The sequence below is a fragment of the Verrucomicrobiia bacterium genome, from assembly GCA_035629175.1.
In the GTDB taxonomy this organism is placed as follows: Bacteria; Verrucomicrobiota; Verrucomicrobiia; order Limisphaerales; family DASXHY01; genus DASXHY01.
In genome coordinates this window covers 142,341-168,641 of sequence record DASPIL010000076.1, presented here as the reverse complement: position 1 = coordinate 168,641, position 26,301 = coordinate 142,341, and the positions used below count along the sequence as shown (strand labels likewise).

The following is a 26,301-nucleotide window of genomic DNA, read 5'->3' as shown; positions in this document are numbered from 1 at the left end:
CAAGGGTGGTTTTGCTTTAACCGAGGTCAGCATTCATAGGGATGGCCGGGACTTTTCGCAACAGAGATCACACCACATATCTTGCTTTGTTCTCGGCGAAAGTTGTCCCTATAGTGCAACGCCCACGCCTTACCGCTTACTCTGCATCGAACGTTTGCGTCCAGTCGCCCCTTTGCGTCATGTTGCCATTGCCGTCGTACGAATATGGCGCGGACGGGCCGCCAGTCAGTTCATTTCTGACATTAACGCTGAATAGAGTTGGCGTGCCGTTGTTGGTGCGCCGACTCAGGTTCCATGCTGCGTCGTAGGAGTAGCCACGATCCTGAGCATTAACCGTGCTGTCGGCTACGGTCAATTGACCGATCGAGTCGTAGGAATAGTTGACCGTTGAGCCCACCCGAGACTGCTGTGTGCGTTGATTGGCAACATTGTTTGCGTAATCATGCCAATTAAAATTAAATCCGCTGGAGTGCTTCACAGACGTCGCGGTGAGGCGTGCCACAACATCGTAGCTGTTCGTGACGAAAGTTGTGTTTGGGTATAACAGTTTGCGAACCAACGGACTGCCGGCAGTCGTTCCACCGAGTTGGTAACCGAAAGCTCCAGCAGGCGACGTCACGCCTCCAAGCCTTCCCGCCTCGTCGTAAGAGAACCGGTTCGTCCACAATCCTGTCGGCTGCTGCAAATAAAAGTCACGCCGCAGTCGGTTCACGTAGATGTTCGTGATAGTATCATTGGCCCACGGCCCGTCTTCTGTCCAGAGCTGCCCTCCAGCGCTGTAGGCATACTTCGTCGTTCCTGCTGCATCTACCATGTTTGTCACGCGATTAAGCCAGTCATAGGCAAACGTGACATCAGCAGTTCCAGAGGGATAATCAACAAGCGTGAGATTTCCAACTGCGTCATACGAGTACTTTGTGTCGCCCTTCGCAATGCTCCACCGATTCGTCAATCGGTTGTTCACGTCGTAGTGGTAACGCAAGATCGAGAACCCGATCTGGTCGAATTTGTTGGTCATTCGTCCATATTCATCATAGCGCCACCGGGTGGTCTGATTCTTTCCGTCCGTCAGCGAAAGCAGATCTCCGGCAGCGTTGTTCGTGAAGCGCAGATATTCGTTATTTGCGTTTGTCTCGAATAGCTTGCGGCCGACCTCGTCTAGGACATAGCGAGTCACCAGATTCAACTGGTTCGTGTAGCTAGTCAAACCTCGCGGAGAATAGCCAAATTGTTCAATCCCGCCGTCCGGGTACGCACGAGCTTGTATTCTGTGGAGCGGATCGAACGAATTGGTGATTGCAACACCGTTTGCGTCCATGCTCCAAACAGGGAGATCTTCAATATCAAAAGCAGCCCGCATCTCGATGCCAAATGCGTTGGTGATACTTGTAAGAAGGCCTTGATGATTATAGCCGAACCAGCGGAAACCGTTATGGTCTCCGCGGGCAATCACCCGCCCGATCGAATCAAACCAGTTCGTCACCGTCAAATCAGGATAGAAAATATGGGTCAACCTTCCCTGTAGATCGTACTGATAAGTGGTCGCCATCGAGGCGGGAGTACCCCAGGCGTTGGTGACCGACGAGACCGAACCGCAATCGCAATAGCCAAATCTGGTAACCACGTTGTTGGCATTCGTTGCAGCAGTTCTTCGCCGCAAGCCATCGTACCCAAAATAGCTCCAAAAATTCAGGCGATCCTTCGTTGCGGTAACATCCAAGATCTTCTCCGATCCTCGGCTGTAGATGTTGGTTGTTGATGTGCCGTCTGGGAATGACATTCCGGTCAGCCGGTTTAACGGATCCCAATAAAAAGTGCGAGAAAGGCCTCGCTCGTCGGTGTGAACCTGCATATTCCCAGACGCATACCAAGTGTACGAATTGGTTCGCCGAATTTCAAGATCGATACTCTGCGCCAGGCGGCCTTTGTTTGCTCCACTACCGCCATAATAGATATTGGTGGTGGTCAATTGACCGGGTGTGTATATACCAGTGACGCGGCCATCGGCATCGTAATTGAAATGGGTGACCTCGTTTAGGGCGTTCGTGATTCGAATAGGCTGATGGAGGCTGTTGTATGAATAGCCAGCTTCCACGCTGCCGCTCGGCCCCAAGTGAACCAGCAAATCGATTCCAGAGTTGTCATAGACGAAGGTGTTGGTCCTCACAGCTACGCTAGAAGGTCCGGAGTAAGTCTCCGCACCCAATGTAACCTGTCCTACCGCATTGTACTCCCGATACTTAAATTCGACTTCACCATTTTGGAAAAGGCGAGCCACGTAGGAAGGGTTAGGCTCGCTGCCCTCGGTATGCCAAGAATATAATTTCCCTCGGTATCCATACCACGTTGATTGCCCATCCACTATACCGTCTGGCGTTGGCTCGCGCTGAAAATTGAGAGTCTCACTCGCAGCCCATCCGTATATGTCTTTGGCGTGAAGCCAGTTTCGCACCCGAGCCAGACGATAGTCATTTGTCGTGAGCGTCGTTAGGTTCTGCGTGCTGAGAGCGGAATACTGAAGGGGGCCCCAGTAAAACGAGTTGCGATAATACATGTTATAGTTGCAAAGATCCAATAGCAACTCCTGGTCGGCAGGGCCACCAACAGGAAGGCTGGTAGGGCGATCCTCATAATAGTACGGAAGCAGTGGCTGTGAATCCCCACTGCGCGAAATAGAGGCGGAATTATCTCGGTACATGAACAGATGGTTCCCTCCAACCGGTGGCGTGACAACGATTGCTCGATTGATGTCATCGTCCTCTGTATAGTCAAACAAGCCTGCAGAGGGACGGAAATACTCGAATCCTGTATCGCCATAAGGAGTTGTCAACTTCGTGAGCACATAAATACCCTGAACCTCTTGGTATGTGAATGCGCTCTCGATCCCCGCTACATCTGTCACATTTATAAGGAATCCGTTAGTTTCGTAGGCCAATGAGACCGCGTGTCCGAAGTCATTTGCAATGTGAGTGACCTTGGTGGGATCGCCCGAAGCATACTGGAGGGTATTCGTCCGGCCGTCGTGGTCGATCACATGCGTCAACCTGACTAATCCGCCATTCGTAGCATACAGAAACGTGGTGACGTTCCCTTGTGGATCAACCTGTTGGCTTAAAAACGCGCGGACTTGCTCAGGGGATGCACTCACTTCAATCAAAAGTTCGTACGCATAGTAGCTCCCGTTAGGATATTCAACTCGAAAGCCGGTAACGTTCGCTCCTTGCATGAGCCTTTGAATTTCGGTCCGACTGCGAAAATCCACAGATTGGCCGTAAGCGTACGAACGCTCCCCGCCGCCAGACCCGTACACGGTTGCAGCAAATGTTGTCGTCGGATCATTAACATCGATATAGCTCAGCCAATTGCAGTTCCAATACGGCCCGAAGTTAAACACGTTCAAGTCGGAAGACCGGGTCTCTCTCTGATGGTAGTGGAGCTTCAGCGCCATTTCCTTTCCGGTTGAAGTCCGGTAGCTCATCGGCTTGTCGTGGAGCCAAAGTGAAATGTAAGGTTCACGCACTTGCCAAACAGGCATCCCCGAAGTTTCACATGACGAGCCACAGCCATCGGAACTAGAGGATGCTGCCGAAGGTGGTCCACTTGGACCCGAAGAGGGTGGCGGGGGCGGTGGGGGCGGAGGCGGAGGAGGCTCAGGGCAACTGCAGGCAGGCTGACCATCCTCGGGACACGGAGGAGGGGAAGGAGGCGGATCCATGGTGTTCATGCCACGTCCGTAAATCTGTTCTGCTTCTGCTAAGCTGAGGGTTCGAAATGCGCCCGTGTACTGCGCCTCGGGAATCAGAAAGAAACCGCTGGCTTCGGAGTTGATAACACCACCACTGAGCCACCGCGGCCTCCCGAAAGTCGCATCTTCGACCAAAAACATACTTCCCTCACGCCGGGTTATGGCGGCGTAATGATTCTGCTTCCAATGGACTACCGATGGTACCACGATATTATCTCCGGATGTTCGTTCGACGGCAGCGATTGGAATTCGGCGCTCTCGTGCAATTCGAAGCAGCATGCCCATCGAAAATCCACTTTGCGGCGAAGGGATATCGATGACGCCAGTAAAATTTGAGTTAGCTACGTTAAGGTGTGTTCCGACGGTCACGAGCGCCAGAGTCCCGCACCGATATGCCAATTGCGGGCTCCTCTGCATGTTGAGGAATGCTTGTTTGTTCCGGTTCAAGTGATGTTGCCAATCCAGGCGGATCAATCGTCGTTGTCCGAATTCTGCAAATATCGGCTCAAGTTCTTCGATGCGACCAAGGCTGCACAGGAGTTCGGTCCAATGAATTAACGTGTATTCTGCGATTCTCCGCTCGTTGGGAGAGAGTCCGTCCTTTGTCTGTTCCCATGTCTTTCGCCAATGCGTAAGGGCAGGAGTGTAGAGACCCTTCCATCGATACAAATGGGCAAGATTACAGCGAATCGATGGGCTCCAGGCCGATTCGGGATGCTCCTCCAAAAACTCTTCGAGCCGAATCGCAGTTTCCAAATCGCCACCATCTACTTTCCGATGCCCTCGAATTATCGTGAGCAGGCCCTCGACTTCCGCCTGAGCGCCCGCTTCCGTCCCAATGCCTAGAATAGGTTCAGCAAAATGTTTTGAAGTGGCCAGTTCAGCCTCATAGTGCCCTTTAGGAGGATTCTGCTGCGCAATCAAAGGTCGCGACAAAAAGAGCCCAAAGAGGATGAGCACAATTCCGAAGGCACATAGTCCGAGGACCGAAGAATTACGGGTCGCACTCCCAGATTTCATAGCAGACAGAACCTTGGTAAGGGTTGGCGCAATAATCGCAGCAGGTACAAACTTGTCTATAGGGCTAACGCCTACCAGACAGTCGCAAGATCGTTCCCTTTCAAACCTGACCTGCTCGCCAAGTCCCGCTTTCGGGACGAGAAAGATCAACCACACCCGAACCATGCAGACGCATGCCCTGGCGTGGATTCAAGATAAAGGGGCTGGATCAAGGGTTGATCCAGCGCAGGGCTCCGGTCAACGACGGGAGCCCTTTTTTGACAGCGGATGTTCAGCCCACGAATCGGGCCAGTAGCCTAGGCCAGAGAGTCCGCCGCGGATTGCTGCGTCCACATTCCCAGTTCTTCAACGTCTCTATGCTCACCCCGAGTTCCCCAGCTAAGTCTTTTTGTGTCATTTTGCTGCGTGAGCGGCTGTCGCGAAGTGCGGTTGAGATTGCCGGCTGACGGAGCATCTCAGGTGGCGAATCCACCCTTATGGCCCTGATCACCAAGTGGCAAAATGGGGTCAGAAAGGACCCCTTCCGCCAAATCTGTGGGATTTCTTTTTTCACAACTCGCTGGCGACGAGCCACCTTCACTGCTCCTTGGTTTCAACTTCCCGAACCGTCCTTCTCATTCGCGATTTGTTGTAGCACACGCGACTCAGGCTCCTTTGAATTCAAGGAGCTCGTTGGCCCAGTTGAAATGAATGTCGTCCCAGGTGTCGCAGACGCAACAGTCTGGAAACGAAGAATCTTCTTTCCGCTCAGCAATCCCAGTTTGGAAGCTGAAACCACGATGTAACGCCGCCGCCATCGTTTCGTAACATGGCTCCGCCAACCTTTCTCCATGATGTTGCGTTGCCTGTACGCTTTGTCCTGCGCCCTTCTCGTTTTCACGCGAGCCAGCGCAGCCGGATCGTCCCTCTCACAAACGCGGTCCACCCTGGAAAAATGGGTTGAAACGCGCCAGTTGGTTTCCAAAACCAAAGCCGATTGGCTTTCGGATCGAGAAACGCTTCAACAGATCATCGCTCTCTACGAACGCGAGCTGGCAGGGATCGATGATCAAATGTCCCGGATCACCACCAACAACACGCAGGTGGCGCGGGAGATGTCTGAAGCCAGCGCCGTCCAAAAACTTTCACACGATTCCCTCGATTCGACGCGTCTGTTTTTGGGTGAGTTCGAAGCCCGAGTGAAGACGTTTCTCCCGCAGTTGCCCGCGCCTTTGCAGGACATACTCAAACCCCTCGCCTCGCGGATGCCAGCCGATCCAGCAACGACAAAGATGCTGGCAGCCGAGCGAATGCAGGTGCTTGTCGGGATTCTGGGGGAACTCGACAAGTTCAATAACGCCGTGAATCTCTTCAACGAGAAGCGCAGGAACGCCGCGGGTGACGAAGTTTCCGTTCAAACCATCTACGTCGGACTTGGCGCTGCATATTTCGTGAACGAAACGGGTGACTTTGCTGGGATCGGAAAACCGGGTTCGAGCGGATGGGAGTGGAATTCCAAACCCGAGATCGCCGCGGCTGTTCAGGAAGTTGTGAAAATCTATCGAAGCGAACGCACCGCACGATTCGTTTCCCTGCCCGCTTCAGTCCAATAACGCAGCCCGCACATGAGTCTCCTAAAATCATTCGTCCTTGCAACCGCACTTTGCGCCGCTTGTTCGATCCAGGCGCAGGATCTCGATGCGGTCGCGTCCGGAGCATCCGTCGATCTTCAGAAAGCAGTTGCCGAACTGGGATCGGTGCGGGAGCAGATCGAATCCGAGCGCCTCCCCCTCGCCCGCCAATTGACCGACCTTGAGCAGCGTCTCATCAACCGGAAGGCAGAACTGGCCAAGGCCCAGCGATTCCAGGACAACCAGCTCGTGGAGCTGAACGCGTTGAAGGCCGACGCGCGGCGCCAGGCCGACGAAGTGAAGTTCATCGAATCACTCGTCACTGAATATTCAAAAGCGTTTCGGTCCCGCATCCATTTCGTCGAGGAACCGCGTTACAAGGAACTGCTGGACTCGACCGACGCGGCAGCAGCGCAAAGCGATCTGGGCGCGCCGGAAAAATTCGCGCGCCGCTCTCAATTGCTCACCGCTGCTCTTCAGCGGGCGCAGGCGGCCCAGGGTGGCGACAGTTTTGAAGGCAAGGCTTTGGACAAACAGGGATTGGTGCAGTCCGGAAAGGTCGTGGTGTTCGGACCCGTGGCCATGTTTGCGTGCACGTCCACGGCTGGATTATTGCAGCAGGAGGTCAACAAGTCAGACCCAACCGTGGCACAACTGGAGCCCGATCTGGTTGCAGCCAGCCGCAAACTCGTGGCGGATGGCTCGGGCGAACTGGTGTTCGATCCCACCCTCGGCAACGCCTTCAAGCTGTCGGCAATGCATACGAGTTTTTATGACAAGCTCGCGGAGGGCGGGCTCGTCATGATTCCACTCCTCGCACTCGGCGCGGGATCGTTGCTGCTGGCGATCCTCAAGTGGATTCAGTTTTCTCGCGTACGACTGGCATCGGAACGCGATCTCCAAACCGTCCTTGCGCACATTCGAAACGAGAAGCCTGACATGGCCCTTCATCACGCCCGCAGCATTCCTGGGATTGCGGGCGACCTGCTCGCCACCGCGGTGCGGTACGTCGATGAGAAGAAGGAATACATCGAGGAGATTCTCTACGAACGCATGCTGGCGGCGCGAACAAGGCTTGAACGCGGTTTGCCGTTCCTGGCGTTGACGGCGACGACGGGACCGCTGCTTGGATTGCTCGGGACCGTTACTGGGATGATCGCGACCTTCAAGCTGATCTCGAGCTTTGGCAGCGGCGATCCAAAGATGCTTGCCGCGGGCATTTCCGAAGCGCTGGTGGCCACTGCCACAGGCATGGCGGTCGCGATTCCCGCCCTGCTGCTCCATGCCTTCCTCAGCCGCAAAGCGAAAACAATCCTGGGCAGCATGGAACAAACTGCTGTTGGGTTCGTCAACGGCGTTCCGCAGGAAGACAAACAGACCTTCGCGTAAACAACCCCCGATCCCGCGACTCTTATGAACGAACTATTCCAGACAATGCTTCACACCTGGCAAACCGGCGGCTGGGTGATGTGGTGCATGGTTTCGCTGTCGGTCATCCTATACATCAGTGCCGCGCATTTGTTGATGACTGCGCATCATCGCGGACTCGCCGGAGCGGATGATGTTGTATTGCGCAACTGGGTGGCACAGCCCCACGCCGCGCCGCGCAGCGTGCGTGAACTGGTTCGCTACACCCAGGACGAAATCCATTCCGTCAAGGAGATCGAAGGACGGTTTCGGGAAGTCGAAGCCACGCAGGTTTCCGATCTGGACCGCCGCATCGCATTCCTGAACGTGCTCGTGGTGTCGGCTCCCCTGTTTGGATTATTGGGAACAGTTCTCGGAATGTTGCTCACCTTTAAAGCGATTGGTATCGGCGGCAGTTCCGCGTCGGAAATCATTGCCAAGGGAATCAGCGAGGCGCTTGTCGCAACACAGACCGGAATGATGATTGCCATTCCCGGCCTGATTCTCGCGAGCGTTGCCAAGCGCTGGCGAAACGAATACGTCGCGTTCCTTGCACACCTTGAGAGCATTACGCTGCGCCATTTCCGGCCTGAGTTCCACGGCATGACGCGGGTCTTCACGCGCAGCGGCCTCCAGCCAGAAACCCGCGCCCCGCAGAATGCCCAAGCGGCAACGGCATAAGTCCCATTCCGCGTCACCATGAAATTCCGCCGGACGCTGTCCGAGCCCGATGAATCGATCGAGCTGAACCTCATCCCGCTCATCGACATCATCATGTTCCTCCTCATCTTCTTCATCTCCACCACGAGCATGATGCAGGAGAAAGCGCTGCATGTGGACAAGCCGCAGTCGCAGGGCAACGCCGCTGCGGACGACAATAAAACCATCATCATCTCGGTGGCGGCGGGCGGGCAGGTGCTCCATGACGGCAAGGAGATCGGCCTTGGCGGCGTGCGACCGACCGTTAAGCGGCTTTGTGCGGAAGCGGCATTGCCTGTCGTGATTCAGGCGAGCGAGACATCCCGCTCCGGCATGATGATTCGCATCATTGACGAAGCGCGCATGGGCGGCGCCAGGGACGTCAGCGTCGCCTCACAACGCAGTTGAGTCGAACATGAGATTCCGACGCCACCTTTCCCAACCTGAAGAATCGATCGAGCTGAACCTCATCCCGCTCATCGACATCATCATGTTCCTGCTCATTTTTTTCATTTCGACCACGGCCTTCATCGAGGAACCGGGCGTGCCGATTCAAAAGCCCAAGGCAGCCAGCGCCAAGCACACCGACAAGAACAGCATTCTGTTCGCGGTGACTCCCGACGGCAAAGTGGCTTACGGCGGAAAAGAGATCGGCCTTGGCGGCGTTCGTCCCACGGTAAGGCGCCTCTGTGCAAAAGAACCGCTGCCTGTCGTGATTCAATCCGATGAAAACTCCCAGTCCGGAACGGTCATCAGTGTCATTGACGAGGCGAAACTCGGCGGCGCCAAGGATGTGAGCCTGGCCACCGACAAGAGCTGAACTATGCGGAAGGTTTACCAGAACGAAAGCAGGTTTGCGCGGTTGCCAGTGGCGATCCTTTTCGGCGTTGGCTTCACCGCGGTGCTGTTCGGATTCATTCCATTCGCGCATCAGATTGCGAAACCCGAACGGAGCCTGGAATTGCGGACCACGAGCGCCATCGATCTCCCTCCGCCCGTCGAAGAAAAAGTCGACGCGCCTCCTCCTGAAACAGAGACGCCTCCGGAGGCACCGCCCGAACCTCAACTCACCGATGCGCCGCAGCAGATTCCCCTCAGCGCCGATCTCGAAGTGGCGGTGGGTTCCGGCGGCGCGCTGGCGGGATTTGGAGAGATTCGTGCGCTGGCGGCGGCGCAAACCATTCAGGAGGAAACGTTCGACGTTTCGGAACTGGAGAAACGCCCTGAACCCGTTTCTCAAACCGCGCCGGCCTATCCTCCGGAATTGCGCAAAGCCAAAATCGAAGGCGTCGTCACGATCTTGTTTGTGTTGAACGAAGACGGCCGCGTCGAAGATCCGCGCATCGAAAATGCCACGCGTCCGGAATTTGAAAAACCCGCGCTGGAAGCCGTCAAGAAGTGGCGATTCCGGCCTGGGATGAAGGACGGCCAGCCCGTCCGCACATTTATCAAATATCCCATTCGATTCCGCGTTACGACTGGGTGACTCCCGAAATAATTTTCATGAAACACACATCACAATCCATTTTGAAGCTGCGGAGCGCCCGGGTGTTGCGGGCCGAACTGAGTGCATTGCTGCTGTTCACAGCGCCTGGCGTCTTTGGCGCTGCGAGCACGGCGCCGGATACATTCGCCCCCGTTCATCCTCAACACGAACTGGCATCGGTTTGGAACGATCCCGAGTTCGCGCGGCGTTTGATCGGGAGCTACGGGTTTGCCCCGGATGCCGAACCGCGGATGTCGCCCGAAGAACAGGCAGCCTATCGCGAAAAAGTTGTCCCAATCCTGCGCGAGGATCCAACGAAGGCGATGTCCGTGCTCAAGGGATTGGCGAAACCCAACGCGAGTGCTGTTTTCGATTTCACCCTTGGGAATATGTATTTCCAAAACGAGGACCTCACCAACGCGATCAAACATTTTGAAACCGCTCTTGCGAAGTTTCCCGACTATCGCCGTGCGCAGAAAAACGTCGCGTTTGCCTGGGTTCGCGCGGGCAACTACACGGCCGCCATACAGCCGCTCACACGAACCATCGCACTCGGCGGCGGAGATGCGAAAGTTTTCGGCCTGCTCGGGTTTGCTTACCTGAATCAGCAACGACACGCATCCGCGGCCGCTGCGTACCAACAGGCACTCGTCTTCGAACCGGACAACGTTGATTTCAAGCTCGGTGCCGTTAAATGCGCGATAGCGGTGGCAAACTACGACCATGCGCTTGCGTTGCTGGACGAGTTGATTCGACTGCATCCGGAACGCGACTCGCTATGGACGCTGCAGGCGAATGTTTACATTCAAAAGGAACAGCCAGCGAAGGCATCTGTAGCACTCGAAACAGTTCGCCGTCTCGGCAAAGCCGGTTCACAAACTCTTTATCTGCTGGGCGACCTTTACTTGTCGCAGGAGGCTCCCGACCTGGCACTCGCCGCATATCTGGAGGCGATCGACAAGGACAACGGACAAAACCTCGCAAAGGCGTTGCGGCCTGCCCAGATACTCGTTGGCCGTGGCGCATGGAATGAAGCGAAGCAGTTGTTTGCGCGCATACGATCGGCGGGAACGCTGGCGGGGCCGGATGAATTGAAACTGTTGAAGCTGGAAGCGAAGCTCGCGATGGGGACGGGCGCAGGGCAGGACGCAATCCAGGTTCTTGAGCAGATCATTGAACGGAATCCGCTCGATGGCGAAGCCCTGCTGCTGGCGGGGGATTACTACGCGAAAAACGATCAACGCGAGAAGGCCGAATTTCGTTACGACACTGCCGCCAAGCTCCAGGGGTTTGAGGCGGACGCTTTCGTGAAGAGCGCACAGCTTCTGGTGCAATCTCAAAAGTATGTTCAGGCCGCCGAGCTGCTGCACAAGGCGCAGAAGGTGAAACCGCGGGACAACGTCCAGCGTTACCTCGAAAAGGTTGAGCAACTTGCCCGCAGCGGACGTTCCTGAATCGCCAACAGTTCGGCTCGAATGGTTTTCAACAAAATGGTCACAGCAGAAAAGTCCCGGCCGGCGGCGGCCGCTTTGAACAACATCGCTCGGGTATTGCGTGCTGCGGCATTGCGTGGGCGCTGGATGCTTATCAGTGTTTTGGCCCTGCTGCTGTTGAGCTGGCACGCCGTGCCGCAGGAAATGGGGGCCGTTGCCGGGGTCGTCATCAGTTCGTGGGATGGGGCGCCGTTGAGCGGCACGGCGGTTGCGATTCGTGGCACGACGCTCGCGACACAAACCGGAACGGACGGCCGTTTCGAATTGAAGAACATTCCTCCCGGCGACCAGACGCTGCGTTTCTCCAGGGCGGGCTTCGCGAGCGCTGTCGTCACGGAAGTTCGCGTAATTTCTGGCCAGACGACCACCGTGAACGGCAACCTGCGTCCTGAATTCTACGAAATGGAGGAGTTCGAGGTTACAGCGGAGGAATTCACTCAGCAGACGGAGCAAATCCTCATCGAACGCCAGCAATCCAGCGGCATGCTGGAGGCGATCGGGTCGGAACATTTCTCGCGCGTCGGCGCCAGCGACGCCGCCGAGGCCTTGAGCAAGGTTTCAGGCGCAAGCGTTGCCGATGGAAAATTCGCCGTGGTGCGCGGACTCGCAGACCGTTACACGACCACAACTTTGAACGGAACCGACCTGCCGAGCGCCGATCCAGACCGCAAAGCGGCGCAGCTTGATCTTTTGCCCACACAGGTCATTGAGCGGATGGATGTCGGCAAGACGTTTGCTCCAGACATGCCTGGCGGATTTGCTGGTGGCGCGATCAACATCGTCACCCGCAGCTACCCCGAAAAGTTCTTCTTCAGTTTCAGCAGCGGAACGTCATACAACACGCAATCCAGTTTGAACGAAGACTTCCTCGCATCCGATCGAGGGGGCACAGATTGGCTGGGGATGGATGACGGCACGCGCGCGCTTCCGGCGATCGCCCGCAACACGCCACCGCTGGGGAGCACCAGCGGGCCAATTCAAAATGAAGCGGAAGTGGAACGCAGTTTCAAATCGCGCCAACTGTCGCCTCTCCCCGAGAAATCCCCGCTGAATTCCAACTTCGGGATGGCGATCGGCGACAGTTTTCGCAAGGACTTCCTGCGTTTCGGTTATCTCGCCTCGCTCACGTATCGCAACGATTACAAGTTTTACGACAACGGAGTGGTGCGGGAATACGGCGGGAGCGGAGGCAGTGTCGTGTTTGAGAAAACCGACACCCGCGCCATTTCAGAATATTCATGGGCCGCTTCTGCAGCGCTGACCCTGGGTCTCGGCGAGGACCACGAGCTCAAATACAATTTCCTGTTTGTGCAATCGGCAGAAGACGAAGCCAGGCGCCTGCAGGGACAGGAGGAAAATTACACCGAGCCTGGCGTCAGCTATCTCGATCAAAACATTCTTCATTGGACGGAACGCAACCTGACCTATCACCAACTGGTGGGGATCCATGATTTCCCCCTGCTGAACGATCTGAAATTTGAATGGGCGGGAGCGATGTCCACTGCAACGCAGGAGGAGCCGGACTATCGGATCTTCCAGTTCCTTGCAAATCCGGAGCAGGAATTTTTCTACCCGGCGAGTTCTTCGTCTCCCGCTTATCCCACGCGCTATTGGCGCGACGTGGAAGAAAACAACGTCAACGCGCGGGGCGACCTGACGATTCCCCTTGCGTCCTATAACAGCAAAGACAACGCGATCAAAACCGGAGCGGCGATTACCGAGTCCCAGCGCGATTACTTTCAGCGCGGCTTGGTCATGTATCCCTCGGGCGGCGGGCATCCCTTCTACGGTTCAGGCGAACCGCAGGACTATCTCGATCCTGCCAACGCGGGATTTGTGGAGTATCGAAATTTCCCGGTGAACCTCACCTACGAAGGGCAGCAAACCATCACCGCGGGATATGCCATGGCCGACTGGGCGGCCTTCGAGTGGCTGCGGCTGATCGGCGGCGCACGATTGGAAAGAACAGACCTGACACTGGAGGGCTTCAACCAGACGCTGAATCAACCGTTGAAATCCGGCGGCATTCAACGAACAGACGTGTTGCCCGCGCTGAGCTCCGTCTTTTCATTGCGGGAGAATCTTCAACTCCGCGCAGCTTGGTCGCAAACCGTGGTGCGGCCGGCCTACCGCGAAATCGCTCCAGTGTTCATCTACGACGTTGCCAACGGCAGGCAGATTGGCGGGAGCCCGGACCTTTCGTTCTCGGAAAGCGCGAATTACGACTTGCGCATTGAATGGTTTCCGCGGCCGGGAGAGATCGTGTCCGCGTCACTGTTCATGAAGGAGGTCAAAGCTCCGATCGAACTGATCGCCGTCAACAGCAGCGACGTCACGTATTTCAACTCTGAAAAAGCCGATGTCTACGGCGCGGAATTCGAATTCCGTTCGCGTCTCGACAGAATCCACGAGGAACTCGACGAACTGACATTCGGCTTCAACGCCGCATCCATCATTTCCGAAGTGCCCATCAGCAATGATCAACGCACGCTGCGCCGAACCATCTATCTGGAGAACAGCAGTGTCCGGCCGTTGTATGATCAGCCCGATTACGTCGTGAACGCAGATCTCACATGGGATCACAAAGCAACGGGCATGGCTTTGACGGTATCGGGCGGAGTGGTTGGCCCGCGGCTGGTGGTGTTCGGGCTGACGAGTCCCGATGAGTTCGAAGAACCCGCTCCGCAACTCGATCTGTTTCTGTCACAAAAAATTGGAAAGCACTGGAAGGCCAAACTCTCCGCTAAGAACCTGCTTGATCCATCCGTTGAAGTCAGCCAGACGTGGCCGGGAGGCGGCAAGCGAACCATCAAAAGCTACACGAGGGGCATGACCTTTAGTCTTTCGCTGGGTTGCGAATTCTAACCCGTGCTTCGCGGGAAGGCCTCCGCACACTCGCTTAGCATCCGCATCGCCCGAGCGATGCCATCCGGTGCGCCGCGCTCATCGCGCAACTTGACCCAGCCGCTTGGGCGTATCGCGAGCGGTTCCAGCCTCCTGAAGGAGCCGTTTCCAAATCGTAACCGAACTGACGTCCAGCATTCACATGCCCCGTGCAGGATCAGTGCGCATGTTATTTGAGAACGAAAAACTGATAGTCCCAAACCCCGTATTGAAAGTGAAACCAATGAATCACAACTTAAAGAAACTGCTGGCCGGATTGGCCGCCAGCGCGGCCCTCACCGCCACATCCGCCCGCGCCGCCACGATGACCGTGACCGCGGACGTTGCCGCTGGAACCACGCAGACGTGGTATGCCACGAATGAATATCTGCTGAACACGATTGTTTATGTTCAGACGAACGCCACTTTGATCATTGAACCGGGAACCGTGATCAGGGGCGGAACCAATGCCGCGAACCTCATCGCCAAACCCGGCATTCCCAACCTGGTGTCCGCTCTCTGGGTCACTCGCGGCGGCAAGTTATATGCAACTGGAACGCCGAGCGCGCCAATCATATTCACGATGGAAGGCGACGACGTTACCAATCCCAACGACATCTCTCCCCGCGTTACCGGCAAATGGGGCGGTGTGGTCATCATGGGCCGCGCCACCATCAACTCCGCCTTCGACAACACAGGCAACGTTGCCAATCCCGTGTATGACGTTTATGAAGGCGTGACCAGCCCTGGACCCAACTTTGAACATCGCTTCGGCGGCAATGACGACGCCGACAGCTCGGGCGCATTGCGTTATGTGTCCATTCGCCATACCGGAAGCGTGTTCGCTCCTGACCGCGAATTGAATTCGTTGACGATGGGAGGCGTGGGGAGCGGAACGGTGATCGAGTATGTCGAAAGCTTCGCAAGCTCCGATGACGCATTCGAGTGGTGGGGCGGAAATGTGAGCACGAGATATCTCGTCGCCGCATTCTGCGAGGATGACGACTTCGATACCGACCAGGGTTATCGCGGCACGAATCAGTTCTGGTTCGCCATCAAACCTCCGTGGCAAGGCAGCGTCGACAGCCGCGGCATTGAATCGGACGGCGACACAAGCCAGACGATCATTGGCGACCGCCAACCTTACAGCCAATGGGCGGTTTACAATGCGACCCTTATTGGGCGCGGTCTGGGTGAGATCGGTTTCGGGGGAGGCAGCGCTTTGAACGCCCGTGATGAGGCGGCACCGAACGTGCGCAACTCCGTCGTGAGCGGCTTTAATCGCGGCATCCTGCTCGATACGGACGGACTGTTTCACTGGACCAATGCGACAGTTCGAGCCAGCGCGATGAACAACGTCTGGAACGTGACCACCGCTTCGGCAAATGCAAATGGAAACTTCCTGTTCAGCGGCGCGGGATTCTCAAACTACGTGGGCGACGCGGCCCTGGGAGTCATCAGCTACACAAACGACATCGCCGCATTGAATCCGCGTCCTCAAAGCGGAAGCCCCGCGCTGACCAACGCACTGGCCGGCGCGCCTTTCGAGGTCTCCTATCGCGGCGCCTTCTCAGGCGATTCCGATACGTGGGCTGACGGCTGGACAGCCCTGTCCACGGAAGGTTATCTCGCCCCAGGAACTTCAGCGCCTGGCAACATGCCTCCTGTATTCACTGCTCCTGCTGCAAACAGCACCGTCACAGTCAACGTGGGTGCGAACGTTTCGCTTGCTCATATTGCAGCGGACTCCGATGTGCCCGTTCAGGCCCTGACATTCGAGCTGCTGTCCGGCCCTGGTTCGATCACACCGCTTGGACTGTTCACCTGGCGGCCACAAGTTGGAACCGCGAACACCACGAACGTGATCGTCGTGAAAGTTTCAGACGATGGTTCGCCGGGCCTGAGCGCAACGAACTCGTTTAACGTAGTCGTGAATCCCCTCGTCCTCCCGACGCTCGCCGCGCCGGGCTTCGCAAGTGGCCAGTTCAGCCTGACCATTGAAGGCCAGACGGGGCCCGATTACATCGTGCAGAGTTCAACCAATCTGGCGGCGATGGACTGGGTGACCGTTCTTTCAACGAATTCACCGACGCTGCCGTTCACCTACAGCGCCGTGTCGAACGATGAGGAACCAATGAAATTCTTCCGGGTGCTCGTTGGTCCCGCGCAGCCGTAAGAATCAAGGAGGTCCCGAAAACAGGCGAGGGGAACCGGCAACGGTTCCCCTCATTGCGTACAGGCATAGCGAGTCTGTGACACAGATGTTGCATGGGTGTCATCGGTCTGCCGCATCGATGATTCATCTTGAGCCTGCGCGGAATCACGCCGCCACTCCTTACTCATAAATTTTTTCGGAGCAACCATAAGGAACGAACGAAGTCGTCCCTTTTGGGAGTCGACAGATTCAAGCCATCGCTTCTCAAGCAAACGACAGAAAAACTCCTGCGTGAGATCTTGCGCGTCGTGCGGCGATTGCCCGGAGCGACGGACATATGCGTAGAGTGGATACCAGTACGCACGGCAAATGGTCTCCAACGCCACCGCGGATTCCGGTGAGTCTTTCCGTGTCGCCGCCAGCACGACCGACCACCGCGTCGGCGGGAAACTTTGAGGTGCTTCGCTGGAGGACGTCAGGCGCCTCATAAACACATCATCCCTTCGACCATTTACCGGAAACAAGCCGCTTGTTACAGTTTCCTTTGGCAAAACAGGAGCCAGAAGCGACCTATTTGCCAAATGTCATTCGGCATTCGGCACCTTCCATTTACACGGTTCGCGCTTAGCGGAGACGGAAGAATTGCGCCGTGTTCGTCGCCGGCATTTGCAGTCTCCGTTGTCCTCCGATCTCGACCGCAGCGTCTCCATCGACGGCCGTCCACGATCCTGCCGGGTCTGGGCTGGACGCGGACTCCAACTTCGCCCTCGCCGGCCATCGCAGCTCAATCCGTGTTTCGCCAACTCTGATGAGTTCAATCGGCAATGCAGGGGTAAGCGTGTTCAAACCCGGCCGAGATGAACTATTCACAGCACCCCCGGCACCAGCGTGCAAAGCCGACGGCAACAAATCCATCTGGAATGAGACGGGCTCGTGCAAAATCCCGTAACTCCCGAGCGCCAGGTAATACGTCCTGCCCGCCACCGCGGTGAATTGTTGGGGATTCCAACCAATATTCAAAGACCGCAAAGTCTCGAATGTATCGCCTTCATATGCATCCAGGACCGCAGTCGGAAAGGTTGAAAACGATGTTATCCGCACAGTCCCGCTCGCGGGGGCCGTCCATTCGTACCACGCGCTGCGCGGCCCAAACCACCAATCAAGGTGCACCGGTTCGCCTGTCTCAAAGCCAGCGCCCAGTATTGCACTTGTGACCGCGATGCTTGTGCCTTCGAGGCGGATCCTGTCAACGAAAGCGTCGTTGATCGGCTTTGGGATGAACGTAAACTGCGCTTCAATGTTCTCGAGCTCGCGGGAGTTGTTCATGACGAGCTGATACGTCACGCCCGCCACCGCCTCGAAACTAAGCCAGTCACTTTCAAAGGCCACCATTGCCAGATTCGTGATCGAATTTCCGGTGAAGGCTCCGATGCGAATGCAGTCGACTGACCGTGCATCAATCCGAACTTCGCCCGATTCCAAGGCCGTCCACGTCCACCAGACGGAACGCCCCGTATATCCACAGCCAAACGGTGGCACAGGTTCACCCGGCTCCTGTGTGGCTTCCAGCAAATGCGCTGCAAGCAACGCGTTCGTCCCGAAAATCTCCGTCCTGCTCGCGAAATGGTCGTTCACGGGTGGACGGATCATCCGCATACGAAGTGTTCCGTCCGAGGGCTTCTCCGCCTGAAGCGCGATGTGATACGTCGTTCCTGCGACAGCCACAAACTCGAGAAAAGACGTAACCTGCATTGGCCCGGAGTTCACTGTTTCGAGATGTTCCAGACTTGTGCCTGTGAACACGTGCAGCCAGACCATGTTTGTGTGCCCCTCGGCGTGAATGCGAAATCGTCCGGATTCCGGGGCCATCCATGTCCACCAGGCGGATTTGTATCCGAATCCGACGAGTGACTCATCCGGTTCAGCGGTGGCACCGTGCAATTGAGCAAAGGTGATGAATTCGCCCTCGAGGGGCGCGGCATTTGCAAAATGATCATTGGCAAGCAGCACTTTGACCGACACCCGCGGCGTCTCGATTTCACCCGTATCCGACAGTTGTACGCGAGCGTGCACCGTATGTGTTCCCGGCCACAAATTGGAGATGCTATTGTCGAAGGGCGGCGCAGTGTTCGTTCCGACGGGAATTCCGTTAATGAAGTAACGAACTGTATCAACGCTCCCTGGTTCCAGGTACAGCAACCTAATTCCGAGCGGAAGCGCCTGCCGATCCGTAATCACTGCCTGATCCGCCGGACTTGCGATCTCAACCAGCGGCATTCCGAATGACAGCTCGAAGGGCGCCGGCAGGACGGACGCGCGGGAACCGCGATGATAAACGGCGAAGTGATACGTTTCTCCGGCGATCGCATTGAATTGAAATGATTCCGGCGACGTGCTCCGTAATTGAATCTGCTTCAGCGATTTCAAACTGCCGCCCTTGAAGGCCGCGACCCGGGCTTGGGCCGCCGATCGGAGCGTGATGTCAACAGGGGCGCTGAGTGGAGCCGTCCATCGAGACCATACCGAGCCCGCAACATCTTTGTACGGCCTCGGCTCGTTTTTCTCAAAGCCCGCCAACGCCAGGTCGCCACTCCAACTTGATGGATAATGCGGCATCTGGAATGCCGATTCGAACCGGTCGTGGGCTGGCAAAATCTTGAACGTGACAGCAGGCGAGACGAATTCGCGACCCTCGTTGTTGGTGCCAATCGCAATGGCGACATAATTGCCTGGCAACATAGAGTATGGACTCGCAGCGAATGGCGGGTTCGTTGCCGAAAAGATGGCTGGACCCTCGCCGCCGATGCGATGCAACTGGATTTCAACCCCCCGGAGTTCCCCCTCGATATCAGGATGAAGACCGCTCACAACGAGCGGCGGAAGGGATTCGCCACGATATGTCATTCCCTCGACAGGGCTGGTCAAGTGAAGGGTCGTGAATACCAGCTGCAGTTCAAACGGACCCCAGTCGCTGTAACCGGGCGCCCTCCCGCCATCGATGGAAATTTCATACGCACGTCCAGCGATCGCGCGGAATCCGACAACCGCCGGTCTTGCCGGGTTATCTGAACGAGCCGAAGCCGCAATCTCTTTAAGTCTCGAAATGCTCGATCCCTCGGAGATTGCGATCAAGGGAACCCACCCATCCCCTTGCGCGACTGCGTAAACCCATCCGTTGGCAGGCGCTGTCCATGTGTACCATACCGACGCGCCAGCACGGCCCGAGCGACGCGCTTCACCACGTTCCAGCGTCGCCGCGGCTGAATTGGCAGCAGCCGTTGGCGAAGATCCTTTCAGGGAAATCCGACGAGAGAACCGATCGTTTTCCACGGCAGCGACAAATCGATGATCGAGGTACAATGTTTGCGCGGCGCGATTCAGAACGTCGGTGCAGATCTGGTAAGTACGTCCAGCCGTGACCAGTATCCTTAGCGCGGTTCTTCCCTCAACAATCTTTCGAAGGCTCCGCAACGACTCGCCTGAGAAAGCTCCGATCGCGACTGACTCATCGACAGACGAACTGGCGGCATCCAACAGGAGGGCACCATCCGCAGGCGCCGTGTAGCTCCACCACAGGGTCCGCCCGCCTCCGCGCTTCAGCCGTGGCTCATTTCGTTCGAGTCCTGGCGATCCCAGCTGCACCGTCATCGACGCTGGCTGATCGGCGAGATCGAGACGTGCTGCGAACAGATCATTGCTGGGCGTCGCGGTTGCAGCGAGAGCAGATGCTGTCAGCGTCAGAACCAGAAAACATTCAGCGAGCAGCGTTCGGCAAAACCGCACAAATCCTGTGAGTGGCATACAGTAGCGTTGAGGTGAACCTTCGCAACGTCACCTATTCGTCCGCCAACATTAGAACCGGATGCGCGCTGATTTTCAAGGCAGCTATGGCAGCGCCTCACACTTCGGCACACTTCGCCATGACACGGCTACCGCGGGGAAGTGCCGGGAGTGGGTCTTTTCGGCTTTCGGTCGTGTCGTTGCCCGCCGCCACGTCGCGTCCCGCGCTGCTGGCCAGGCACCTTCGTTGGACCTCCAGCCTGCGAACCGCGACGGGCAACTGGCTCCGTCCTGGCCAGGCGGAAATCGACCTGCTTCTTGAACGTGTCCACCTTGGCGATCTGCACGACGACGGGATCACCCAGTCGGATAATGTGGCGCGTTCGGCGGCCAACCAGAAGGTTGCGCGCAGGATCAAATGTGAAGAAGTCGTCCTCGACAGTCGACAATGGCACCAACCCGCTCATTGCCAGTCCGGGCACATCGACAAAGAACCCGAAGTTGCGAACGTCAGTCACCAATGCCTGATATGGCTCGGGCCGCCCAGACTTCAACTGCGCCTTCAAAAACGCGAACAACTTGACGTCCTTGCTGTCGCGCTCCGCATCCGCCGAATTCCGTTCTGTGAGAGAGATATGATCAGCTGCCTCCTTGAGTGCTGAGGTTGTGGCTGCCTTGGAATCGAACAAGGCTCGATGGACCAACAGGTCAGAGTAGCGGCGAATCGGCGACGTGAAATGCGTGTATTTGCTCTTGGCCAAACCATAATGGCCAAGCGGCTCGACAGCGTAACGCGCCCGCATGAGCGATTTGAGAAATCCAATCTTCAACGCCTGTCCGATGGGCAGCGTCCCGAGCCGTTGCAGCAGCTTCTGCACTTCGGGTCGATGCTGCAGATTGCCGCAGGGAACGTTGTGGCTCAACACTTCCTCGCGATATTCCTGCAACCGCTTCACATCAGGCGCTTCATGCACGCGATAAACCGAAGGCCTGTTCAGTTGCATCAGCCGCGCCGCGACAGCCTCGTTCGCCAGCAACATGAATTCCTCAATCAGCTGATGCGAAACGTCGTTCAACATCCGTTCGATGCGCACGATCCGACCACGTTCATCGAGGCGAATCTTCGATTCCGGAAAATCCAGGTCGAGTGCACCAGCGGCGAAGCGGCGGCGGCGGATCCGCTGCGCCAGCTCATTCGCCTGATGCAGCATTTGTTCGATGGGATCCGAACCAGGCCGGCCTTCGAGAACCTTCAGGGCTTCCTGATACGAAAAGCGCCGTTTCGAATGAATGACTGCCGCATAGAACTTTGTGCTTATCACGCGGCCATCATTCGACACCAAAAATTCAACGCACTTGGTTAGTCGATCCACGTTCGGTTTGAGCGAGCAGAGTTCATTGCTCAATGCTTCGGGCAGCATCGGTATCACGCGATCCACAAGGTAAGTGGAATTGCCGCGCTTGCGCGCTTCGACATCCAGGGCGGTGCCGGGCTGGACGTAATGCGAGACGTCAGCGATATGCACCCACAAGTGCCAGTTCCCGTTCTCGGCAGATTCCAGATAAATCGCGTCGTCGAAGTCCTTCGCATCGTCGGGGTCAATCGTGATCACCAGTTGCTGACGGCAATCAACCCGTCCGCGGAAGTCGCGGGCGTCGACTGTGTTTCCGATCAGGCGCGCTTCATTCAAAACGGGTTTCGGGAAATGCAGCGGCAGATCGTATTGGCGTAGAACGGAAAGCATGTCCACGCCCTCGGCATCTGGCGCTCCAAGGACTTCGACGATGTCGCCTTCAGGATTGGCGTTGCGCGATTCCCAGTCGCGCAGTTCAACGACCACCTTGTCGCCCGCGCGGGCAGGCCTGCCGACATCGCGCGGTGGGGAAACCACGATGTCATGAGCGATGCGTGGATCGTCAGGAATCACGTACAAGAACCGGCGTCCCTCCTGAAGCGTTCCGACCAGCTGCGTGCGCCGCCGTTCCAGGATCCGCACGACCTTGCCTGTTCCGGGTTCGGTGTCGGCGCGAGAAAGGCCCTTCGGCCGCACATCGCGCCGCACGAGGACCCGATCTTCATGCAGCGCGGTGCCTGTGGCGCTTTCGGGAATGGCGATCTCCTTGATCCCTGTGTCGTCCGGCTGAAGAAATCCTTTGCCCTGGCGGTTCATCCGAATCCGTCCGGGGATGAGATCGGCCTCGCGCGGCTGGATATAGCGATTGCCCTTGATTCGTGCGACCTGACCGGTTTGCTCAAGTTCCCGGAGAGCACGCTGCAATTCCTGCTGGCGATTGGGCTGCAGACGCAGCATGGCCAGGAGTTCCGGCACATTCGCGGGGACGTAGTCCTTGCGCGCGAGCAACTGGGCGAGCTGTTCTTTCATATAATTTCGTTCGATCCAAACCGTTGCCGGAACCAGAAGGCGACGTGCACCAATCCGATCAACGCCGGCACTTCAATCAGTGGACCCACCACGGCGGCAAAAGCGACACCAGACTCAAGGCCGAATACCGCGATGGCAACCGCAATTGCCAGCTCAAAGTTATTTCCGGCCGATGTAAACGCCACCGAGGCTGACCGCGGGTAATCCGCCCCGAGCCGTTTCGCCATAATAAAGCTCACGCAAAACATGATTGCAAAATAGAGCACCAGGGGAATTGCGATGCGGAGAACATCCAATGGCAGCTGAACGATGGCACCGCCCTTGTAGGTGAACATCACGACGATTGTGAACAGCAGAGCGCCAAGCGTGATGGGTGAGATGCGCGGCAGGAAAACCCGCTCGTACCAGTCCTCTCCCTTGAGCGGCGCCAGCACTACTCGGCTCAAGACGCCCGCGGCGAAGGGAACACCCAGATACAGCATGACGCTCCAGAAAACGTCGCTCATTCGTATCGGAACCACCGCGCCCTTCAATCCAAAGTAGGGCGGCAGCACCGTGATGAACACCCATGCGTAGAAGCTGTAAAACAGGATTTGCGCAATGCTGTTCAGCGCAACGAGCCCCGCTGCATACTCGTTGCTGCCCTTCGCCAGTTGATTCCAAACGAGAACCATTGCAATGCAACGCGCAATGCCGACCAGGATCAATCCGACCATGTATTCCGGCTTGTCGCGCAAAAGAACAATTGCCAGGACGAACATCAGGACGGGACCAATGATCCAATTCTGCACGAGCGACAGAGTCAGGATCCGGCCATTCGCAAAGACATCCAGAAGCTTCGAATACTTCACCTTCGCCAGCGGCGGATACATCATGAGAATTAACCCGATCGCAATGGGAAGGTTAGTGGTTCCCACAGTCATTGGCTCGAAGAACGCCGCGGCATCAGCGATGACAAACTTTCCAAGCATCACCCCCAACGCCATCGCTGCGAAAATCCAGAGCGTGAGATAACGGTCCAGAAACGACATGTTACGCGCCACAGCGTCGGTGCGCTGCGGAGAGGCGAGGGTTGAGTTCATAGCTGCAGCGGGACGGCGGTTCAGGCAGGTCGACGCGATACCGCGCATTTCCGCTCATCGCGGCGGCCGGCAGCATACGCTTCAAATACAGCGCGGATTTCATCCCGGACACGCCGAAATACAGCGAGCTTCTCATCGTCGCTTCCTGTCGCATGCGCGGGATCGTTGAAGCCCCAATGATGGCGATTCGCCTGTCCTGGAAACACGGGACAAACCTCATCTGCATTGCCGCACACAGTGATAACAGTTTCGACAGCTTGCTGCAGGAACGTGCTGAGGTGCTTGGATCTGTGCGTGGAAATGTCGATGCCGATTTCTCGCATCACCTGGATCGCCAGCGGATGCACAAATCCCGCGGGCTTCGAGCCAGCGCTTTGAACGTCGAGGAAATCCCCGGCGAGAGCACGGAGAATGCCTTCGGCCAGGTGGCTGCGACAGGAATTGCCTGTGCAGAGAATCAGGATTGTCGGTTTCATTTGCAGGTTTGTCGCTGGCACAAGGCCGCTGGATCCTCCTTGAGAATGCTCTTCAATTTTTTCTCGTCGGCGAGCACGTCCGGACTCCTGCCGAGCGACTTGCTCACCCAATCGAGAGCCTCACGCACTTCGATTCCCGCGGCCTTTCCGGAAAGCTGATAAAAAATCCATCGCCCCTCCTTGCGCGACTGCACGAGCCCTGCCTGAAAAAGAATGGACAGGTGTTTCGAAATCGTGGAAGGCGCCAGACCAAACAGTTCCGTAATCTGGCAGACACAAAGCTCTCCGCGCCTCAATGCGAGCAGTGTGCGCACGCGGTGCTCATCCGCCAGTGCGCGCGTGATGTTCATGAACCTGCGCATCTTTTCCATATTTCGCCAAACAACGAAATGAACTTACTCGCGGGTCGCGTTCGCTGTCAACGCAAGGAATGGCACGCGCGGCCAGACCTGCGCCATCGCAGCGCATTCCCCAATCTGCCATGTCGCACGTTTCCTAACCTCCTTCGGCGGATCTTCCACGGAGACCCTGTATAAAGCTCACCAGGTGAGGACGTCTCGGGATGCAGGAGATCTGGAAACCGCGCCACGTCCTTTTGCGCCACGTTCGCGCACGCTGACTTGCTGATGACTCCACGGGGGGTTAGGTTCGCCGCTCACATCAGAAGGGTTCAGGAGTGAGTGCTCCTGGAGGCAAACGGAATGGTCGGGCCGCCATTCGAACAAAACCGATCGCTTTGACCGCGATGACCTCCCGCGTGCCAGGGGCGAAGTAACTATGAATCTTGACCCAAGCCCCACCGAAATTCTCGCGTCGGTCCTGTTCGGATTGGCAGTGATCCACACCTTTTGTGTGAAACGATTCGCGCATTGGGCACACCAATGCCGGGAGGGTTCGATCTCTGAAAACCTCCTGCATTTCCTCGCCGAAACCGAGGTGGTCTTCGGACTTTGGGCCGCTGCGTTATTCGCGGGAATTGCCGCTGTGACGGGGTCCTACAAGGATGCTGTCGCTTACATCGAAAGCCTGAACTTCACTGAACCGCAGTTCGTCTTCGTGATCATGGTCGTCGCAGCAACGCGGCCCGTGGTGCGCCTTGCGGAATACCTGATCAGCAAGGCCGCGCAACTGATTCCCGTCAGAGAATCCCAAAGCTTCTACCTGGCCGCGCTTGTTCTCGGCCCTCTCCTGGGTTCGTTCATCACGGAGCCCGCCGCCATGACCCTGCTGGCGCTGGTTTTAAAGCGCCGTTACTTCGACGCGGGAATCAGCCGCAAGCTCGCCTACGCCACGCTGGGTCTTCTCTTTGTGAACGTGTCGATCGGCGGAACCCTGACGCATTTCGCGGCACCGCCCGTTCTCATGGTCGCTGCAAAATGGAATTGGGATCTCATGTTCATGATGCAGCATTTTGGCTGGAAGGCTGCCGCGGCGTGCATTGTCTCAACGGCAATCGTCGCCGCGCTGTTCTGGAAGGAACTGGCCAATATCGAAGTGCGGCGAGGTGAAATTGCAGCTATTCCCGGCTGGCTCACAGCGCTTCACCTCGTCTTCCTGGCGCTCGTCGTCGCATTCGCGCATCACCCCAACGTGTTCTTCGGCGTATTCGTTCTGTTTCTTGGCCTTGTTACCGCAACGCGCGAATACCAGGACGCATTAAAGCTGCGGGAAGGCCTGCTCGTGGGATTCTTTTTGGCGGGTTTGGTGACCCTGGGTTCGCTCCAGGCTTACTGGCTGAAGCCGCTCATCAGCAACCTGGGCGGCAACGCACTTTTCTTTGGAGCCGCGGCGCTCACTGCGATCACCGACAACGCAGCACTCACTTATCTGGGATCGCTCGTTGAAGGCATGTCCGAATCTCTGAAGTATGCGCTCGTCGCGGGAGCGGTTGCGGGCGGCGGCCTGACGGTGATTGCGAACGCACCCAATCCAGCTGGTGTTGGAATCCTGCAGGACGCGAAGGCATTCGGAAACGAAGGAATCAGCCCGCTTGGGCTTTTCCTCGGCGCCCTGGGGCCAACGCTGATTGCCATGGCATTTTTCTGGATCCTGGGTTGAGATTGAGCCGGCGCTGCGTCTTT

At 56.9% G+C, this 26,301-nt stretch carries 18 protein-coding genes; 11 read left to right on the top strand and 7 right to left on the bottom strand.

Annotation, left to right across the window (positions count from 1 at the left end; translation table 11 throughout):
* Window positions 1–136: 136 nt before the first annotated feature.
* Window positions 137–3,535, bottom strand: coding sequence for a hypothetical protein (locus tag VEH04_14255; protein HYG23942.1), 3,399 nt, complete (start codon window positions 3,533–3,535; stop codon window positions 137–139).
* An 879-nt stretch (window positions 3,536–4,414) separates the two neighbouring features.
* Here VEH04_14255 and VEH04_14250 point away from each other — a divergent pair.
* The 10 genes from VEH04_14250 to VEH04_14205 all read left to right on the top strand — a co-directional run bounded on the left by VEH04_14250 (window position 4,415) and on the right by VEH04_14205 (window position 16,519).
* Entirely contained in the window at window positions 4,415–4,591 is a 177-nt protein-coding gene (locus VEH04_14250; protein ID HYG23941.1) for a hypothetical protein, read from the top strand.
* 1,004 nt (window positions 4,592–5,595) lie between these two features.
* Entirely contained in the window at window positions 5,596–6,357 is a 762-nt protein-coding gene (locus VEH04_14245; GenBank protein HYG23940.1) for a DUF3450 family protein, read from the top strand.
* A gap of 12 nt (window positions 6,358–6,369) precedes the next feature.
* The gene (locus VEH04_14240; protein HYG23939.1) at window positions 6,370–7,764 is read left to right on the top strand and encodes a MotA/TolQ/ExbB proton channel family protein; all 1,395 of its coding nucleotides are present in this window, start codon (window positions 6,370–6,372) and stop codon (window positions 7,762–7,764) included.
* A 24-nt stretch (window positions 7,765–7,788) separates the two neighbouring features.
* Complete coding sequence (locus VEH04_14235) at window positions 7,789–8,463, top strand: MotA/TolQ/ExbB proton channel family protein (protein HYG23938.1); 675 nt, start codon at window positions 7,789–7,791, stop codon at window positions 8,461–8,463.
* 18 nt (window positions 8,464–8,481) lie between these two features.
* A complete protein-coding gene (locus VEH04_14230) occupies window positions 8,482–8,889 on the top strand; it encodes a biopolymer transporter ExbD (protein HYG23937.1) in 408 nt (135 codons plus the stop codon).
* 7 nt (window positions 8,890–8,896) lie between these two features.
* Window positions 8,897–9,301, top strand: a complete 405-nt coding sequence (locus tag VEH04_14225; GenBank protein HYG23936.1) for a biopolymer transporter ExbD — start codon at window positions 8,897–8,899, stop codon at window positions 9,299–9,301.
* A gap of 3 nt (window positions 9,302–9,304) precedes the next feature.
* Window positions 9,305–9,967 (top strand): TonB family protein, encoded by a 663-nt coding sequence (locus VEH04_14220; protein HYG23935.1) that lies wholly within the window; start codon window positions 9,305–9,307, stop codon window positions 9,965–9,967.
* Between the two features lie 17 nt (window positions 9,968–9,984).
* A complete protein-coding gene (locus VEH04_14215) occupies window positions 9,985–11,421 on the top strand; it encodes a tetratricopeptide repeat protein (GenBank protein ID HYG23934.1) in 1,437 nt (478 codons plus the stop codon).
* A gap of 21 nt (window positions 11,422–11,442) precedes the next feature.
* Complete coding sequence (locus VEH04_14210) at window positions 11,443–14,325, top strand: TonB-dependent receptor (protein ID HYG23933.1); 2,883 nt, start codon at window positions 11,443–11,445, stop codon at window positions 14,323–14,325.
* A 262-nt stretch (window positions 14,326–14,587) separates the two neighbouring features.
* A complete protein-coding gene (locus tag VEH04_14205; GenBank protein HYG23932.1) occupies window positions 14,588–16,519 on the top strand; it encodes a hypothetical protein in 1,932 nt (643 codons plus the stop codon).
* 50 nt (window positions 16,520–16,569) lie between these two features.
* Here the strand turns inward: VEH04_14205 and VEH04_14200 are convergent, their stop codons facing one another.
* The 6 genes from VEH04_14200 to VEH04_14175 form a co-directional block, all read right to left on the bottom strand.
* Window positions 16,570–16,986, bottom strand: a complete 417-nt coding sequence (locus tag VEH04_14200; protein HYG23931.1) for a sigma factor — start codon at window positions 16,984–16,986, stop codon at window positions 16,570–16,572.
* Window positions 16,987–17,122: 136 nt separating this feature from the next.
* A complete protein-coding gene (locus VEH04_14195) occupies window positions 17,123–20,299 on the bottom strand; it encodes an Ig-like domain-containing protein (GenBank protein ID HYG23930.1) in 3,177 nt (1,058 codons plus the stop codon).
* A gap of 128 nt (window positions 20,300–20,427) precedes the next feature.
* Entirely contained in the window at window positions 20,428–22,662 is a 2,235-nt protein-coding gene (gene rnr, locus VEH04_14190) for a ribonuclease R (GenBank protein HYG23929.1), read from the bottom strand.
* Window positions 22,659–23,744, bottom strand: coding sequence for an ACR3 family arsenite efflux transporter (arsB, locus tag VEH04_14185; protein ID HYG23928.1), 1,086 nt, complete (start codon window positions 23,742–23,744; stop codon window positions 22,659–22,661). Before arsB ends, rnr begins: the two co-directional genes overlap by 4 nt.
* Before the next feature lie 20 nt (window positions 23,745–23,764).
* Window positions 23,765–24,220, bottom strand: coding sequence for an arsenate reductase ArsC (locus VEH04_14180; GenBank protein ID HYG23927.1), 456 nt, complete (start codon window positions 24,218–24,220; stop codon window positions 23,765–23,767).
* Complete coding sequence (locus VEH04_14175) at window positions 24,217–24,570, bottom strand: metalloregulator ArsR/SmtB family transcription factor (GenBank protein ID HYG23926.1); 354 nt, start codon at window positions 24,568–24,570, stop codon at window positions 24,217–24,219. Before VEH04_14175 ends, VEH04_14180 begins: the two co-directional genes overlap by 4 nt.
* Window positions 24,571–24,997: 427 nt before the next feature.
* Here VEH04_14175 and VEH04_14170 point away from each other — a divergent pair, with 427 nt between their 5' ends.
* Window positions 24,998–26,278 carry a putative Na+/H+ antiporter gene (locus VEH04_14170; protein HYG23925.1) on the top strand — a complete coding sequence of 427 codons (1,281 nt, stop codon included), beginning with the start codon at window positions 24,998–25,000 and terminating at the stop codon, window positions 26,276–26,278.
* Window positions 26,279–26,301: the final 23 nt, after the last annotated feature.